The sequence below is a fragment of the Enterobacter sp. YSU genome (assembly GCF_016082135.1).
Lineage (GTDB): Bacteria > Pseudomonadota > Gammaproteobacteria > Enterobacterales > Enterobacteriaceae > Enterobacter > Enterobacter hormaechei_C.
The window spans coordinates 3,772,200-3,788,388 of the sequence record NZ_CP059487.1 but is presented as its reverse complement, the minus strand read 5'-3'; the positions used below and the strand labels follow the sequence as shown (position 1 = coordinate 3,788,388).

The 16,189-nt window shown below is 54.4% G+C and carries 12 protein-coding genes and 1 pseudogene; all 13 read right to left on the bottom strand.

The genetic code is table 11. The features are described 5' to 3' along the window. Positions 1 to 137: 137 nt before the first annotated feature. Positions 138 to 1,238 carry an ADP-ribosylarginine hydrolase Tri1 gene (tri1, locus tag H2Z33_RS18230; protein WP_063134683.1) on the bottom strand — a complete coding sequence of 367 codons (1,101 nt, stop codon included), beginning with the start codon at positions 1,236 to 1,238 and terminating at the stop codon, positions 138 to 140. Between the two features lie 38 nt (positions 1,239 to 1,276). Further along, complete coding sequence (locus H2Z33_RS18225; RefSeq protein WP_022651396.1) at positions 1,277 to 1,657, bottom strand: immunity protein Tsi6 family protein; 381 nt, start codon at positions 1,655 to 1,657, stop codon at positions 1,277 to 1,279. 80 nt (positions 1,658 to 1,737) lie between these two features. Continuing rightward, a pseudogene (locus tag H2Z33_RS18220) lies at positions 1,738 to 2,061 on the bottom strand (ADP-ribosylglycohydrolase family protein); the annotation flags it as partial. A gap of 63 nt (positions 2,062 to 2,124) precedes the next feature. Continuing rightward, the gene (locus tag H2Z33_RS18215; RefSeq protein WP_063134685.1) at positions 2,125 to 3,198 is read right to left on the bottom strand and encodes a hypothetical protein; all 1,074 of its coding nucleotides are present in this window, start codon (positions 3,196 to 3,198) and stop codon (positions 2,125 to 2,127) included. Between the two features lie 22 nt (positions 3,199 to 3,220). Continuing rightward, positions 3,221 to 3,655, bottom strand: coding sequence for a hypothetical protein (locus H2Z33_RS18210; RefSeq protein WP_022651399.1), 435 nt, complete (start codon positions 3,653 to 3,655; stop codon positions 3,221 to 3,223). Between the two features lie 24 nt (positions 3,656 to 3,679). Further along, positions 3,680 to 4,735 carry a PAAR domain-containing protein gene (locus H2Z33_RS18205; protein ID WP_063134686.1) on the bottom strand — a complete coding sequence of 352 codons (1,056 nt, stop codon included), beginning with the start codon at positions 4,733 to 4,735 and terminating at the stop codon, positions 3,680 to 3,682. A 22-nt stretch (positions 4,736 to 4,757) separates the two neighbouring features. After that, a complete protein-coding gene (locus H2Z33_RS18200; RefSeq protein ID WP_063134687.1) occupies positions 4,758 to 6,716 on the bottom strand; it encodes a type VI secretion system Vgr family protein in 1,959 nt (652 codons plus the stop codon). A 197-nt stretch (positions 6,717 to 6,913) separates the two neighbouring features. After that, complete coding sequence (locus H2Z33_RS18195) at positions 6,914 to 7,660, bottom strand: ankyrin repeat domain-containing protein (RefSeq protein ID WP_032103586.1); 747 nt, start codon at positions 7,658 to 7,660, stop codon at positions 6,914 to 6,916. Between the two features lie 11 nt (positions 7,661 to 7,671). Then, positions 7,672 to 9,138 (bottom strand): hypothetical protein, encoded by a 1,467-nt coding sequence (locus tag H2Z33_RS18190; RefSeq protein ID WP_063134688.1) that lies wholly within the window; start codon positions 9,136 to 9,138, stop codon positions 7,672 to 7,674. 25 nt (positions 9,139 to 9,163) lie between these two features. Further along, positions 9,164 to 10,597 (bottom strand): serine/threonine protein kinase, encoded by a 1,434-nt coding sequence (locus H2Z33_RS18185; protein WP_047719480.1) that lies wholly within the window; start codon positions 10,595 to 10,597, stop codon positions 9,164 to 9,166. 24 nt (positions 10,598 to 10,621) lie between these two features. After that, positions 10,622 to 13,237 carry a type VI secretion system ATPase TssH gene (gene tssH, locus H2Z33_RS18180; protein WP_032648551.1) on the bottom strand — a complete coding sequence of 872 codons (2,616 nt, stop codon included), beginning with the start codon at positions 13,235 to 13,237 and terminating at the stop codon, positions 10,622 to 10,624. Between the two features lie 38 nt (positions 13,238 to 13,275). Next, positions 13,276 to 14,319 (bottom strand): type VI secretion system baseplate subunit TssG, encoded by a 1,044-nt coding sequence (gene tssG, locus H2Z33_RS18175; RefSeq protein WP_032653904.1) that lies wholly within the window; start codon positions 14,317 to 14,319, stop codon positions 13,276 to 13,278. Beyond that, on the bottom strand, positions 14,316 to 16,187 hold the full coding sequence (gene tssF / locus H2Z33_RS18170) for a type VI secretion system baseplate subunit TssF (RefSeq protein ID WP_033486831.1): 1,872 nt from the start codon (positions 16,185 to 16,187) through the stop codon (positions 14,316 to 14,318). The genes tssG and tssF overlap by 4 nt, the downstream gene beginning before the upstream one ends. Between the last annotated feature and the right edge of the window lie 2 nt (positions 16,188 to 16,189).

Below are 16,189 nucleotides of genomic sequence, written 5' to 3'. Positions count from 1 at the left end.
AATCTCAGTGCCAGAAGTTAACTCATCTCAGTATGCAAAGCGGAAACGCCGTTGATGTGATAATGAGTAGCTGTAAGATTGACTTCGCTTGCCACAAAATAAAACTACTTTTCCTGTAGTTTCATTGAGATAAAAAGTTATAAGAAAGTGTCTTCGGGGGCTCTATCGAACAATTCACCAGCCATTTTGGCGATACGTTCATGTTGTACAAGATTGTTTTTCCACTCCTGCGGAATACCGGAATAACCATATAATGCTCCAGCTATTTGTCCCGCCGTCGCCGCAACGCTGTCAGCATCATCGGCAAGGTTGGCTGCCAGCAGAATGGCATCACGGAAATTATCCGTATTCCATACGGACCACATCGCGGCTTCAAGCGTATCGATAACATAACCACTTGAACGAATCTGATCGCGAGTTTTTTGCTTATATTCACCCGCGTTGATAATCATTACGCGTGGCTGAAGCGGCATAACGTGCGGAGAAAAAACAAAATCTTTATTGCTACCGTTAATCATATGCACAAGCAAATAACTTAAATACTGCGTGCTATTGATTGCTTCCGCGGCACCGTGTGTTGCGATACATTGTTTTTTAGCTTCATAAAACGCTTTGCTTAATGACTTTCTAAAAAAAATAGAGACAGGGGCTTGTCTGATAATGGAAGCATTACCCGCAGTTTCTGGAGCAGTATTGCCGCTCCATCCTGGGCCAATTGTTAAATATTGCTCTAAAGCGAATCGCGTTGTATTACCTATATCAAAACAGACGCCATTTGAACTGTTATAACCATGCTGATACCATTCCAGAAGCTTATTCCTGAAACATATAGTATCAGCATCGCCTTTCTCAAGAAGCGTTTCCGCAAGACATAATGCCATGGATGTATCATCCGTCCATTCGCCTGCACGAAGTTGAAATGGCCCACCTCCTGTCATATCTTTGACGTATGCTCTGTCACGCGGTAAAAATTCGAGCGTGGTACCTACAGCATCTCCAACAGCAAGACCAATAAGCGTACCTACCGCACGATCCCGTGATTGCGCTAGTGAGATATTACATGGTAGTGGTAAATCCCATTGTTTTTGTACATCACTATTTGAGGATGATTCTAATGGCTTATTATCATAAGTATACTGCATCCTTCGCTGGACTGAAGGTCTGCTAATGGGTAAGTATTTACGATATCTATCAACATATTTTAACAAGGCATTTAAATCAGCATGTAAGTCAATCACCTTTCACCCATAATAAAAAATATTATTCATATGAAATACTAAAATTCATCAGGGAATTTCTTCATGAGGTTTTGTTTCTTTTTATTATAGTTGGTATCGACCTCATGCGGCAGCCTAACCTTTAACCCTCGGCGGATTTGATCCACAATAAACCAGGCATCTGACAACCTTTCAAAAAACAACTCATCAGAATGATCAAACTCCTTCCCTGCATACATACCGAACGTCATATCCCATAATTTCGCTCTATCCTTTTCCTTGCCTTCGATTAAATCCCGTAGAAATAATAATTGTTGTACAATAGAGTCGTACATTTGCAAAAGCGGGGATTGGGGATCACGATTCTTGACGTCTGCATATCTTTTCTGTGCTAAAGTTAATGCTCTATCAACGTAACCAAACATTGTCATTTCATTCATTGCAGTAGATTCAGTTAACTAAAAATTCCATACTTGATCGCAAGTCATCATATGCCCTCGCTTACCCTTGATAATTCTAACTATAAAAAATTATCCTCAGGTGCTCTATCGAATAGTTTACCCGCCATTGTGGCAATACGTTCGTGTTGTACGAGTTTATCTTTCCAGTCCTGCGGGATAGCGGAATAACCATACAACGCCCCCGCTATTTGTCCCACCGTCGCCGCAACGCTGTCAGCATCATCGGCAAGATTGGCGGCCAGCAGAATGGCATCACGGAAATTATCCGTATTCCATACGGACCACATCGCAGCCTCAAGCGTATCGATAACATAACCACTTGAACGAATCTGATCGCGAGTTTTTTGCTTATATTCACCCGCGTTTATGGTCATGTTTCTGTGCAACAAAAATAAAACCACATTTCTGTGGTTCTATTTAGATGGCCATGAATTAACTTTGACAGCTCATCGTTTTTCTATGCGAAACGTAGAAAGAATGATTTCCATACATCGTTTATTGGTTTCGTAATAATAATCCCGATGATTACGATGGGGCCCAACCACCTCAACGTAACACCATAAATCATTAATTTTGAAGATACGCATGTCGTAATAAGCCCTGATATTCTCAGCAGCGCTGACAACCTCTCCAGTACAGCTATAAAGATCGCCTGTAAACGTGAGATTGATATCATTTGGAATGCTGGCAATGTCCGACGTCGCAAGAGAGACCGCACTATCGTAACGGTTAAAACGCGCAGTTGCTTCTTCGAAAATAGCCTGCGCAGAAGTATAATCAGTCTGACGGAAAAGACAGAAATTAATCACTCCATGGTTGACATTAGCTAACGTGTGTTCAATTACCAGACGATTATCATCTAGTGTACTCACCTGCCATGAATCCGGAATTTTAAATCCACTGTCATTTTTGTTGCTAAGGCTAACTGTTTTCAACAGTTCTGAAAGCATCATATTGCTGCGATGCATTAAATCCCAGTTGATAGCAATCAGGAAAATAGTATCGGCGATCGAGTTGTAATCCTTAGAACCACAAGCCGTTTTCAAAAGGAAGTAATTCCCTCCACCATTTACAGGATTATAATCCTTTTGCACCGTATACCGTGAAACGACCTCATCACCCGATGGCATCTTTTTAATGGACAGGATATCCGCAAATTTCCCACTTCCTGAAGGATGCGTAATTATCCTCTGGCTCAGTACTTTCTCGCCCATTAAGTCGAGCTTATTGATAAGCCAGTCTGACGCATTCATCTCCCACTGGCAGTGTTCATACGCAGCCCAGACTTCAATATAGGGGCCGGTGTCATCGGCGATGTATCGTCCAATATTCGTCAGTCCAACCTCCTGAAACGTGACCGGTTTTAATTCTGCTGGCTTAACATTCTGTGGTAACAGTAGCCAGTAATGGAACATCTCTTTTTCTCCGGAGGTATAGAGACATTTCCAGAATTTTTCCCGAATCTCTTTTTCCTGATCCTTCATCTCGAGAGGAAAAAGATATTTTTTTTCAGTAACCATAATGCAACCTCACTCGTCGCGCTTACTTAAGCCATAAACCCGAAAACATAAGGAAGCTTCCGAGGGTAATTAAGCTTTTAGCAAAGATAAGTAAGCCAGGCGCCACGGCACGTGTCATAGACGATAATTTTTCATAATTTTCTGCGTTGTATCTTTTGTGCCCCCCCATAATCCCGGAAAATAACGTGCACAGCAGGACTACTGTGACCTTTAATCCCCAGACGCACAGGAAAGACATGGATAAGATGATCGAATAATGTTTGGCCGTTGCGACGGAAAATAATGACATTGACTGAGCAAGCCATTTCAACGTAAAGCCAATGACGACTGTAGCCACTAGCACCAGAACGAACATCAACCCAGCCAGGAGCCATTGTTTTTTGTTAAATAAATCTTTTCCATTCCAGATTAGCGCTAGCGTCCAGATCATAAAGAGAATAAAGAAAAACCAATGCATCACAACGTTCCCCATTTACACATTTTAATCTCCTATCAGGACTGTAACACAGCCCGTCTTAATCACACCATCGCCACTGCCCACCGCTGGGGACGGCTTACTTTCATCATCGTCATAAATCCAGTCAAGGATCGGTTTGAGAGCCAATTTGATACTGGCATCCCCTCCCAGACCAAGCGCCGCTGCAAGCTCACCTGACACCTTGAGGTTAAATGAATAATCTGTACTATCAATCCAGGTTCCCACGCCAGCAGAAGCGCCAGCGCTCCCTGCACTCCCTGAAAGTTTGCCATCGGCAACGACTACGCCATAAAAATCGGCTTTAGCCGTCGCTTCTCCTTTGACCGCCGCTGCTTCTGCGCCAAGTTCCACATTAAAACCATAACGTCCTTTATTACCGTCGTACATTTCACTGACAGCCTTCGCTTCAGCGGTTGCCAGATACACGTCCCCACCAACCCCGCCGTATTGCTCCCCTTCTTTTCCAATGCTACCCGAGGCGCCATATTGTATCGCGGTAGCGTTAGCATTGAGGTTGATAGCCCCGTAATCGGCCCTATCTGTCACTAACGTGCCGCTGGCATTCGCCACCCCTACTTTTGTACGAACCTCGCCTTTATATTTATCCTGGCTTTTTGTATTCCCGACCGTGATATCGGCAAGCGCGAATCCGGCTGAAGCCGTATCGGGTTTTCCAAAGCCGGATTTATCTTCGAGACTTGCATAGGCGCCGAGCACCCGGGCGTCGTAAACATCACCATGTATAGCACCATCTTTACCCGCATCCTTCGCCGCCGTTCCTCCCCAATATTGCGGAGGTGCAGGTTGAGTGGTTGCGACCGCAGGGGTCGCTGAAGTATTGCAACCCGTCTTGTCGCCTTCCCTGGCGAGAGGTAAACCGTTCACAAATACCGTTGTTGAACCGCTGAGAATACTTCCCTGACCATGTTGAGAACATGAAAGCGGGTCGCCTTTTCGTGCCGCCGGAAATCCGCCAATAATTACGTTGGGACTTCCGCTTTGAATTGGGCCAGTATGTGCGCTGGAATCAATGCGCGCTCTGGCGGCTGGTTTTCCCATAATAGCGTTCTCTGTACGCAGATTAACTGTTAACTTTTACAATCGCGCCCTTAATATCGGTAAGGTTAGTTCCCGTTATACTCACCGTATCATTTGCCTTGAGCTCGGTATTGATCCCATCACCCAGTTTTGTAAGCTCTTCACCTTTGAAGATGGCTTGTTCCACAGCCTCTGCTTTGAGGTTGCCTTGGCCTACGTGAATCTCAATGGTATCTGGGGCGATCAGAATATAGTTGTCTTTAACTTTGAGTTTAATCGTGGTTACAGATTCCAGCAGCGCGTTACCTTCTTTATCCATGGTCAAGACGGTTTGATCTTTCCCAACGTTTATAACGTGCTTGTTACCAATATTATGCGTTACATTATTACCTACATCTGATTTCTGGTTCCGCTTAATCGTTATATTCTCATCCTGTCCGATGGTTTTTCTACGATCGACACCGACATCATGAGTTTCAGAATTTTCAATATCCGTATCCATATTTTTTTCTGCATGGATCCAGATCTGCTCGTGCCCGGCTTTATCTTCAAAACGGAGAATATTGGCATTGTCTTTATGGCCATCTTTGCTGCGGCTATAAAAGCCCATCTGCGTCGCCGCAGCCGGCAGCGCCCACGGCGGCATGCTCGCGTCGTTGTACACGCGCCCGGTAATGATCGGACGGTCCGGGTCGCCGTTGATAAAGTCCACCACCACCTCATCGCCGACGCGCGGGATCTGCACCCCGCCGTAGCCCTGGCCCGCCCAGGCGCTCGACACGCGCACCCAGCAGGAGCTGGTGTCATCGCCCTTCGCCAGACGGTCCCAGTGGAACTTCACCTTCACGCGGCCATATTTGTCCGTCCAGATACTCTCGCCCTGCGGCCCCACTACTTTGGCGGTCTGCGGGCCGTAGGTGCGCGGCCACGCCGTGCTCTGCGCCGGACGGTACGACACCGACGCCGGGATAACGGTGAAATCGGTGCGGTGAATGGTTTCCCCCTCGCCGCTCGCGTAGCGGTTCTCCTCGAAGTGATAGCCCACCGCCGTCACCAGATACTCCCCGTTATCGCTGAAGAACGGCGCGTTGGTCAGGGTGAAGGTGTGGCCCGGCGCAATGCCCGCCGCCGTGGCCGTCGCCTGAATCTGCTGATGCTCAACCTGCCAGCGCTCCTGACGGATTCGGGCGTAGAACTCTCCATGGCCTGTCTCCACAAAGCGGCCCGGCCAGTCGTACACGTCGATGCTGCCCGGTTTCGGTGACGCCGGGTTCTGCTGCGCCTGGAAAAGCCACGCGTTCGGCTTGCGGAAGTCGTAGTCGTCGAGGCTGTAAATCCCCGGCGTCACGCTGTCCTCCAGTGCCCACTGACTGATCCCCTCTTCGTCAGTGCTGCCACCGGACGGCGTCTGGTGGTAAGGAATGACCTCATAGCCGCTGAACGGCTGATGCTGCGTCGCGGCGTCGGTCAGTACCAGGGTATGCTTGTCCGCCTCATGGCGGAAGTGATACGCAATCCCCTCCAGCTCCATCAGGCGGCTGATGAAGTCCAGGCTCGACTCCTGATACTGCACGCAGTAGTCCCACACCCGGTAGCTGCCGGTGAGTTTATCCTCAACGTTAACCTGATGCTCACCCAGCAGGGTTTTCACAATCTGCGGCACCGTCTGGCCCTGGAAGATCCGCAGGTTACGGTCGCGCTTCATCGGCCACAGGTCCGGCTCCACCGTCAGCTGGTACACCGCATAGCGGGTGCCCGTCAGCTCCACGGCGCTCACCGCCACGCGCGTCACCTTGCCGTTGATATAGCGGGGGGTAAGCAGGTTCTGCGTGGGGATGGTCACCGTGACCGGCTGGCCCAGCAGCCTGCTGCGGTCAATGCGCGCGTCTGTGCCGAGAAGGGTCAGCGTCAGCGCGAACGACTCGGACATCGCCTCGCGGCCGGAGACTTTCCAGAACAGCAGCCCCTCCACCGGGAGCTGGACGGTAATTCGGTTGAGCATAATCTTTATTCCGTAATGGTTTATGCTGGGAACGTTTATGAACGTAAAGCTAATTTCGACGAGGTGGTTTTGGATTGATGCAATGCTGGGTTGATTTGTCTGGAGGTACGAACTTTCGTTTTTATAAATCCAAAGAGTGCAGGCTTATGGAAACTCCGGAAAAAACCTTATCTATGGCTTTCATGAAAGTTGAGCAATCACTTAACCGGCGCAGGTGGCCACACGCCCCCTTTCTGAATAAGTTTCTCTTTTATTTCGTTTAACTTCTCGTATTGCTCACTGCCTCGATCAAGTCCACTCAGCGCGTCCGCAAGCGCATTGCTCATTGACCAGCCATTTTTAGCCTTAACTGACGGGTCCGCTCCACGATCGAGCAGTAACAAGACATGATCGTAAGCCTGGTTATCCAGCGCATCAAACACCAGCGTTTTACCCAGTGAATTGGTTGCATTGACGTCAGCTCCGCTATCGAGCATGGCTTCCAGCGTCTCTGTATTTTTCGCTTTTAGCGACTGGAAGATGATGGGTTCGTGGAAGACCTTATCTTTCACATTGGGCGAAAGGCCACCGTCCAGCATAGCGTTGATCCAGTCTGCGCTGTCCCCCTTCAGGGCAAATTCGGCAGGGCTGCTTTTTCCCTGCGGTCGAGGCTGGAGCGGATCTGCGCCGGCCTTAACAAGCAACGTAATCACCTTTAAATGGGGCGATGTTTTTTTATCATTAATCGCGTTGCCGATGGCCCAAAAAAGCAGGGTCATATCCTGCTTTCCCGGTTTATTAAGATCGCTTTCTGGTGCAAGCGTCTTCACCGCGTCGACATCACCTTCTTCAATCGCTTTCGCCAGTTCAAGCTGCTGACCGCTGAAGTAGTCCTGTGGATTAAGGTCCATATCCTGCTTACACCCCTGAATCATGAATAAAAAACATAACGCGACAAAAGCCATCAACCGTTTTTTCACAATCGACTCCCGATTATCGAAATATCCTCGTCCTTCTGTTGCTCTATGCAATCAATCGCCTGATTAATCCCGTGGCGGTCCAGCGCGCTTCCGGTTCCACCGGGAAGATCGTGGGGTATTCCGGCAGCATTAGGGCTCAGCGCAGAGATTTCCTCTTTGAGGATCCACGAAGGGACATGCCCTTTCATCGTTTTCAGATCCTCCCAGGGGTTAACTTCCTGAATCTTCGTCAGCAGCTCACCTTCAACCCGATAAGCCTGGATATTATCCGTACTGCCTAATATCTTGCCGCCGTATTTTTCTACGGTTCCGGCATTCAGGCCGGCGGCGTTGAACGTCCACCCCGCTTTCCCGCTGCCCATAGAGGTTGCAGAGGCGAGGCCACCGCCAAGGGAATGACCGGCAATATCAATATTCTGGCCTGACCTTGCCAGCTCCTTACCAATACTCACGGCCTTTTTATAATAATCTGAAGCCATACCCATGCCCTGTGAGAAGTTATTCGACCAGTCAGCCCCGTTTACCACCGGCGCCAGCTCCCCTTTGGTCAGTAAAGAGGAGACATTATCAGACAGAGAGGCGAAACCAGGCTCGCGCGATCCCCTGAATACCAGTGTGGGGTTCATATCTGTACCAAACACTTCCGGCTTCGGTTGATAGACGCGCGCCAGAAAATTGGGGGACGTATCATCGTCAAAGAGCATTGATTTGTTCAGCCCGAACTTTCCTAACAGCGCATCGTCATTACTGATATCAGTCCACCCCTCCGGCACGCCCGGTGTGGTTTCCAGCGGGTTCACGGTCTTATAAATATTTTCCGCAAGCTTCGCTTTTTCCACCGCGATATTATTCGCCGCCAGACGCTTCGCGGCGATCTGGGCATCCGGATAAAGGCTATTGCTCCCCTTCGCAATCAGATCTTTACGCGCCTGCCAGCGCTCTGCTTTGGTCATCTTCTGAAGCTGCCCGGCATAGGTTTTACCGTCCTTGCCCGGAGTAGGTTCATCCGGCACCTGTGCCGTTTTAGATTTCACCACCTGTTTTGGCAGTACCGTTGGCGCAGGGCGAGATCCGTACGTTCTCACCATGGTTTCGTAGCGGTCGACAATCGTACTCACCGGATACCAGCCCAGGCCGACCAGCGAGGCAGCCTGGAGTTGCCCTTTGGCATTGATGTAAAAAATTTCCGTTACTGATGACCAGTCACGAAAACTTTCGTCAATGCCAACCACTCTGCCCATCTCTAAATCCTGCGCGATCAGCGTGCGGGTATCGCGCCCGGACTGATAAGGATTCGCACCGGTGATCGTGCGCAACAGATCGTAGCGCGTGAAGAGCGAGCGCAGCGAATGGTCGGGAACCGACATAATCCACTGTCCGGCAACGGACGGGCGGATTATTTTCGCAAACAGCGCTGGCGAGACGTTCTCGTGGAACAGATAGACAAACTTGATGTTATACATTCGCTCCGTCCTGTTACCCGCAGGCTTACGGATTCACCAGCCAGGTGCCTGGCTTCGCAATATCCAGCGTCTGGGTACGCGTTCTTCCATTGCCTTCCAGTTCAATGCGGGTCTCGCCCGCAGGCAATTTCAGCGATGCGTAACCGTTATTGCCCGGACGCAGCGCTTTAGACTCGCCGTTCACCTTCAGCGTCTCGCCATCAAGCATGCGGATGTAGACCAGCGCGACCGGGCTGGCGTCGACAGGCGGCGCACTCTGCTGCGCCGTAGCAGGTGGCGCAACCGGCTCGCTCACGTCTGCCGTTGCCGGTCTGGTTTCCGCCTGGGCGGAGGTCTCAGCCGGAGGGCTCACGGCAGGCGTTTGCGCCGTCTGCGCTGGCGTTTCCTGACTGTCGCCGCCGAACAGCATCGCACCGGCAACCACCCCAACCAGCACGCCCGCGGCCACCAGCCCCGGAAGCTTGTAACGTCGCCAGTCCAGCGCGGAAGCAGATGTCTCCTCTTCCACCGGCACCAGCATCGTGCCGGTCTTCTTCGCGGTAAGCACCTCGTCGATACCGGCGACGGGCATCTCGATCAGCGCCGCGAACTCCTCAATGGATTGCGGACGGTCTTCCATATGCAGCGCCAGCGCCTTGTCGATGGCCTGTAGCAGCGGGATGGAATAGCCCTGCGGCATCAACTCCACCAGCGGTTTGCAGGTGTCCTGAATCGAGCGCACCACGCTGACCGGTGGCGGAGAGCCCACGATGAGGGTGCGCAATACGGCGCCGAGCGCGTAGATATCCGTCCACGGCCCCTGCTCGCTTTCATTGTCGTCGGTATACTGCTCGATAGGCGCGAAGCCCGGACGCAGCATGGTTTCCGTCTCATCCGAGAGATTACCGATGGTGCGGCGCGCCGATCCGAAATCGAGCAGCACCGGCAGGCCGTTATCCTGAATCTGAATGTTATCCAGCGAGATGTCGCGGTGTAGATAACCCTCGTCGTGGATCGTTTTGATGGCGCCGAAGAGCATTGGCAGCATGCGGCGGATCCACGCCTCGTTAATCAGCTCCGGTTTCTCTTCGCGCAGACGCGACAGCGTGGTACCGCTGTAAAACAGCGTCCCCATATAGGCCGTGTCGTTTTGCACCCAGAAACGCAGTACGTGCAGCAGGTTCGGGTGGTTAAAGCGCGCCAGCAGGCGGGCTTCCTGGATGAAGCTGTTCAGACCGGCAGAAAACGCTTTGCCGAAGCGCTCGCTGCGCAGCACCAGCGTCATATCCTCGCCGCGCACGGCGAGGGAGGAAGGCATGAATTCTTTGATAGCGATAGTGCGTTCGAGCTGGTGATCCCAGGCGCGATAGACGATGCCGAATCCGCCGCCGCCAATCACCTCTTTTATCTCAAACTCATTGAAACGGTACCCGACCGGGAGCGCGTTTGGGACAGTCCGATTGTTATCATTATCCGTCATCTTTTACAGTTCTCTTGATGATTATTACGCGGCAAACTGACAGTGGAACTCGCCCTGCTCGCAGGTGACATGCAGACGTCGGTACTGCTCGTCGCTGCGGCTGGCGGTAAGTAAAATCTGGCTCATCTGAGGCAGCAACGTATTGGTCAAAATCGCATCCACCATACGCCCGCCCGACTCAACCTCGGTACAGCGCTGAACAATCTGTTCGACCACGCTGTCGTCAAATTCAGAAATAATGTTGTGATTCTCTTCCAGACGACGCTGAATGCGCCTGAGCTGAAGACGCACAATCTGCCCCAGCATCTCGTCGCTCAGCGGGTAATACGGCACCACCAGCAGGCGGCCCAGCAGCGCAGGCGGGAACACCTCCAGCAGCGGCTGGCGCAGGGCGCCGCTTAACGCGTCAGGCTCCGGCATCAGTTCCGGGTCGGCGCACATGGCTGCGATCAGGTCGGTGCCGACGTTAGAGGTCAGAATAATAATGGTGTTACGGAAATCAATGTGACGCCCTTCGCCGTCCTCCATCCAGCCCTTGTCGAAGACCTGGAAGAAGATCTCGTGCACGTCCGGGTGCGCTTTTTCAATTTCATCCAGCAGCACCACGCTGTAGGGACGGCGGCGCACGGCCTCGGTTAAGACGCCGCCTTCACCATAGCCTACATAGCCCGGAGGCGCACCTTTTAACGTCGAAACGGTGTGCGCTTCCTGGAATTCACTCATGTTGATGGTAATGACGTTCTGCTCGCCGCCGTAAAGGGACTCCGCCAGCGCCAGCGCGGTTTCGGTTTTACCCACGCCGGATGGCCCGCAGAGCATGAATACGCCGACCGGTTTGTTCGGATCGTCAAGCTTCGCCCGCGAGGTTTTTACCCGACGGGCAATCAGATCCAGACCGTGACGCTGACCAATAACCCGCTGGTTCAGCGTGTCGGCCAGATTCAGCACCGCGTCGATCTCATTTTTCACCATCCGGCCCAGCGGGATCCCGGTCCAGTCTGAGACCACCGCAGCCACCACGTTCTCATCCACCGCGGCAAACAGCAGCGGTTCGTCACCCTGTAAGGTCTTCAGCGCCTGCTGCTGTTCTGCCAGCTGACCGCGCAGTTCAGCCGTATCCTCATCACCCGCCGCAAACAGCGCGGCACGCAGACGGATAATCTCCTGCACCCGCGTGCGCTCTTCTTCCCAGCGACGAGCCAGGGCTTCGCGCTGGGTTTCGAACGCGTCACGTTCGGCGGTTAAGGCCGCCACACGCGCCGGATCGCCCGCCCCCACGCGCGCTTCGCGTTCAGCAATCTCCAGCTCCACGTCCAGGGCCGCCAGGTGACGCAGACAATCTTCCAGCTGGGCAGGCGGCGCGCTCTGGCTGACGGCCACGCGCGCGCAGGCAGTGTCCAGCAGCGCCACCGCTTTATCCGGCAGCTGACGCGCAGGAATATAGCGATGCGACAGTTTCACCGCCGCGCTGACCGCTTCGTCGAGAAGTAAAACCTGATGATGAGTTTCCAGCGGCGACACGGTGCTGCGCAACATCAGCACGGCTTTGGCTTCGTCCGGCTCGTGAACCTGTACGGTCTGGAAACGGCGGGTCAGCGCCGGATCTTTCTCAATGTATTTTTTGTATTCCGCCCAGGTGGTCGCGCCGATGGTGCGCAGTTGCCCGCGCGCCAGGGCAGGTTTGAGCAGGTTAGCGGCATCGCCGGTGCCCTGCTGACCGCCAGCGCCAATCAGGGTGTGGATCTCATCGATAAACAGAATAATTGGCGTGGCGCTGGACTGCACCTCGTTAATCAGCGCCTGGAGGCGCGCCTCAAATTCCCCTTTCATGCCCGCGCCGGCCTGAAGCATGCCGATATCCAGCAGCCACAGCTGAACGTTTTGCAGCGGCTCCGGCACGTCGCCGTCAGCGATACGCAGCGCAAGCCCTTCCACCACCGCCGTTTTCCCGACGCCGGCTTCCCCGGTCAGCAGGGGGTTGTTCTGGCGACGACGCATCAGAATATCGACCATCTGGCGGATCTCTTCATCGCGCCCTACCACCGGGTCGATTTTCCCTTCCCGGGCGCGCGCCGTCAGATCCTGACCATACTGCGCCAGCGTGCCCTGCGCAGCCGGTACTGCCCCGGCAGGCGCGTCCGCAGCGGCGGCGGCCTGCTGGCTCTCTTTGCTGCTGGCGCAAATGGCGTCGAACTGCTCGATCAGCACCTCGACGTTAAGACGGGTGAACTGCGCCGAAATGCTTTTCAGCACGTTAGCCAGATTCCACGTTTTCAGTATGCCGATCAGCAAATGGCCGCCGCGGATGCGGCTGACGCCAAACTTCAGCGAGCCGTAGACCCAGGCGCGCTCGACGGCGCTGTCGATATGCTCGGAAAGATCAGACACAGAACTCGCGCCACGCGGCAGGGCATCCAGCGCCGCCACGATATCGCGTGTCAGCTGCTGTTCATCAAGGGCGAAGTGACGGATGACCTGTTGCAGATCGCCATCCTGCTGCTGCATCAGCTGATGCAGCCAGTGCACCAGCTCAACGTACGGGTTGCCGCGCAGCTTACAGAAGGCAGTCGCGCTTTCCAGAGAGGTAAATAACAGCGTATCCAGTTTGCCGAAAAGCACGGCACGGCTAATTTCTGACATGTTAGTTTCCATTAACAATGATTCGGTATACGGAAGGATTATCGCTCTGCGCGATACACCAGATCGCCACGCGGAACAGGCTGAGGCTGAAGGCCGAGCCAGGTGTTGTACCCTAATCGCCCGGCGCTGCCGAGCGTGGCGCCCTGCACCGCATCGGCGCGCAGGATCACCCGTGTTTCCCATTCAAATTCCACCCCGGCGTACTGTCGCACCCAGTCGCGCAGCTCGGTCACCCACCCTTCGCCCGGCAGAAAACGGTTGTAGTCGTCTGCGCTCAACGGGCCAATCTCGAGCCGGAATTTATGCTGCACGTCGCGTACCGCAATGCCGAGAAAAGCGGACTCTCCCATGCGCGGCATACGACGCCCCTCGCCCAGCTGTGCCTGCTCCCGCGTTGAGAGCGGCATCCACTGCGGGACGTTGGCCACCAGCCTGACCGGCACGTTGAAATAGTTGCGCAGGATTTTCTCCAGCCCTTCCGGGTCCCGCCCGTGGCGGGTCAGGTGCCCGGCGTGAGTAAAGCGGGCGTGCGCGCTCAGGCTGCCTTTCGACATCTGGGCAGGCTGCCCCATGCCAATCAGCGATGCCAGATACCCTTCGAAGCGCCTGTTGTCGTTGCGATCCAGTGAAACGGCAGGCTGCGCGTCCGCCCAGGCGCGGTAGAACAGCAGCGTCAGGCGGTGGTGAAAGAGGTCGGCAAACGCGCTGAGGCTGTGATCCTGATGATGATGAATACGCTCGCGGGCATACTCAGTCATGTGCACCGGCAGCGGGCCGTTAGGACCAAACAGGCCGAAGCTGAGTATGGAAACGTCATGCAGTCCGTTCTCTTCCCGCTGCCGGACCTCAGCAACCGTTGACGGCGCAAAGCCCATTGAAGGCTGCTGACCAATACGCAGCGGCTCAAATTTAGGCAGCGGCGCGCGCCCCAGCGGGTAACGTTCACCGCCCTGGGCATCAATGCGTCTTAACAGCTGGAACAGATCATAGCGCCACGGCGTCTCGCGCACCCCGCGCCAGAACGCATCGGGCAGCGGCGTCAGGCGATGCACGCGCAGCGTTGCAGGGGCAACTTCACTCATACCAGCGCCCTTTTACCCATGCGCGGCGCCCAGTAGCCGATTTCACCACGCTGCTGGCTCTTGAGCGTGAACTCCGTAAAACTGTTGATGGAGACCAGGCGGGCAAAAAGGCGTTCCAGCACGCTGCCGAAAAGCCATGGGCTGGCGCCGGAAAAGGCGCGTTCGTCCACCGTCAGGGTGATGCCGATCCCGCGGGCGAACACCACCGGGCCGGGTTCAGGCACGCGGCGGTGCACCGGCTCCAGCACGCAGTGACGAACGCCATCCACCTGACGGGCAACCGGCGTCTCGGCCAGGTTGGCGTACAGCCCTAACAGCTGACGCAGCGCGGCAGCGCCCTCTTCGTTTTCGCTGTCCATCAGGCTGAGGTAGTTCATTTGCAGCTGGCTGATGAGCCGCCAGGTGCTGAACCCTTCCGCCAGCGCCGGACGCGGCGGCGTCGGGCCTTTACGCAGGGTTAACGCCTTCACCGGCATGGAGTCGGCCATAATAAACTGCCCAAGCTCCTGCTGGAGCATCAGCGGCAGGTCACGGCTGGTGCACAGCACCTCGGCGGAAATGTAGCGCAAATTCTCCTGCCACGGCGCGTGCTGCGCATCCACCAGCGAGACGAAGACCTCCGAGCCGATATAGCCCGTGCGGGTGCCATAGCGCAGCGCGTGTTCGGAGAGAACGCGCTGCTCACGGCGCAGGGAAAAATAGGCGCCGTAGTTGCCCGCGTCTCCGCTCCAGGTACTCCAGAACGGACGAAACGTCTGGTCGTCCCGCTGACCATCGGCGCTGGCATAGATTTTTTTCACGGCATAAATTTCATAATCCAGCGGGCGGATGTTATCCACCACCAGGTGGTATTCATGCTGGCTTTCGCTCAGCTTCTGCCGGGCCGCCACTTTCGGGAACAGGTTGATCACCGGCGTGCAGTGCAGCGCCAGGTGGCTGGCATCCACTACGCGCTCCAGCTGATCGTCGCTCTTGTCGAGCAGAATGAAGATATCAAACGCTTTTTCGTCTTCGCAGCGCTGGATCAGCTTGCCCAGCCCGCTCAGGCTGATGAAACGAAAACGCGCCGGGAACGCAAAGTACTCCTGCAACAGGCGATAGCCGTCGAAGTTGCGCAGATCGTCCGGGAGCAGCGCCTGGTCCGCATCAAAGCCTTCCTGACGCAGGGCGTCAGAAGACAGCAGCTGGCGCTGGGGCTGCTTGCTGACCGTCTGGCAGACAATACCCGCGTGGTGCTCCATCACCAGCTCCAGCAGCTTCAGCGCCTCGATGTCCGGGCCGCTTAAGAAGAACTCCAGGCGGTCAAAATCCAGATGCCCGAGATGCTGCGGGCCATCGCAGGCAATGCGGACCCGCAAGGCGCTGCTGATCCCCCGCTGGCTCAGGCCGAGCTGGGCCAGCGGCAGATCGGCGGGAACGCCTCCCAGTTCGATCCGCTCAATTTTTAACGGCAGCAGGTTGACCTCATGCGCCGTGGTATAGCTGCACGTAACCCCGGTCTTTTTCAGCGCCAGGCTGTCCATCATGGTGCCGCGCGGCACAGTAAAGCCTTTGCTCAGGTCGCCCCGGCTGCTGTCGGGCTGAATTTCAGCGATCGCCATCGACGGCGTAGGCGCCAGATAATTTGGCGCAATCATCTCCAGCATACGCTGTGAAAAGCGCGGAAACTCGGCGTCCATTTTCATCTGCACGCGGGAGGTCAGGAAGGCGAAACCTTCCATCAGGCGCTCAATGTAGGGGTCCGCCACTTCGATGCCGCGCATGCCGAGCCGCCCCGCCACTTTTGGGTAGCGCTCGGCGAACTCTGCGCCCATCTCGCGCAGATAGGCCAGTTCACGGTTGTAATATTCGAGCAGTTTGCTTTCCATAA

Bases quoted from the DNA above. Each gene is read 5' to 3' on its own strand.
- H2Z33_RS18200 (WP_063134687.1), bottom strand. From the start codon at position 6,716: ATGCTCAACCGAATTACCGTCCAGCTCCCGGTGGAGGGGCTGCTGTTC.
- tssG (WP_032653904.1), bottom strand. From the start codon at position 14,319: ATGAGTGAAGTTGCCCCTGCAACGCTGCGCGTGCATCGCCTGACGCCG.
- H2Z33_RS18185 (WP_047719480.1), bottom strand. From the start codon at position 10,597: ATGACGGATAATGATAACAATCGGACTGTCCCAAACGCGCTCCCGGTC.
- H2Z33_RS18190 (WP_063134688.1), bottom strand. From the start codon at position 9,138: ATGTATAACATCAAGTTTGTCTATCTGTTCCACGAGAACGTCTCGCCA.
- H2Z33_RS18225 (WP_022651396.1), bottom strand. From the start codon at position 1,657: ATGAATGAAATGACAATGTTTGGTTACGTTGATAGAGCATTAACTTTA.
- H2Z33_RS18205 (WP_063134686.1), bottom strand. From the start codon at position 4,735: ATGGGAAAACCAGCCGCCAGAGCGCGCATTGATTCCAGCGCACATACT.
- tssF (WP_033486831.1), bottom strand. From the start codon at position 16,187: ATGGAAAGCAAACTGCTCGAATATTACAACCGTGAACTGGCCTATCTG.
- H2Z33_RS18210 (WP_022651399.1), bottom strand. From the start codon at position 3,655: ATGCATTGGTTTTTCTTTATTCTCTTTATGATCTGGACGCTAGCGCTA.
- H2Z33_RS18195 (WP_032103586.1), bottom strand. From the start codon at position 7,660: ATGGCTTTTGTCGCGTTATGTTTTTTATTCATGATTCAGGGGTGTAAG.
- tssH (WP_032648551.1), bottom strand. From the start codon at position 13,237: ATGTCAGAAATTAGCCGTGCCGTGCTTTTCGGCAAACTGGATACGCTG.
- H2Z33_RS18215 (WP_063134685.1), bottom strand. From the start codon at position 3,198: ATGGTTACTGAAAAAAAATATCTTTTTCCTCTCGAGATGAAGGATCAG.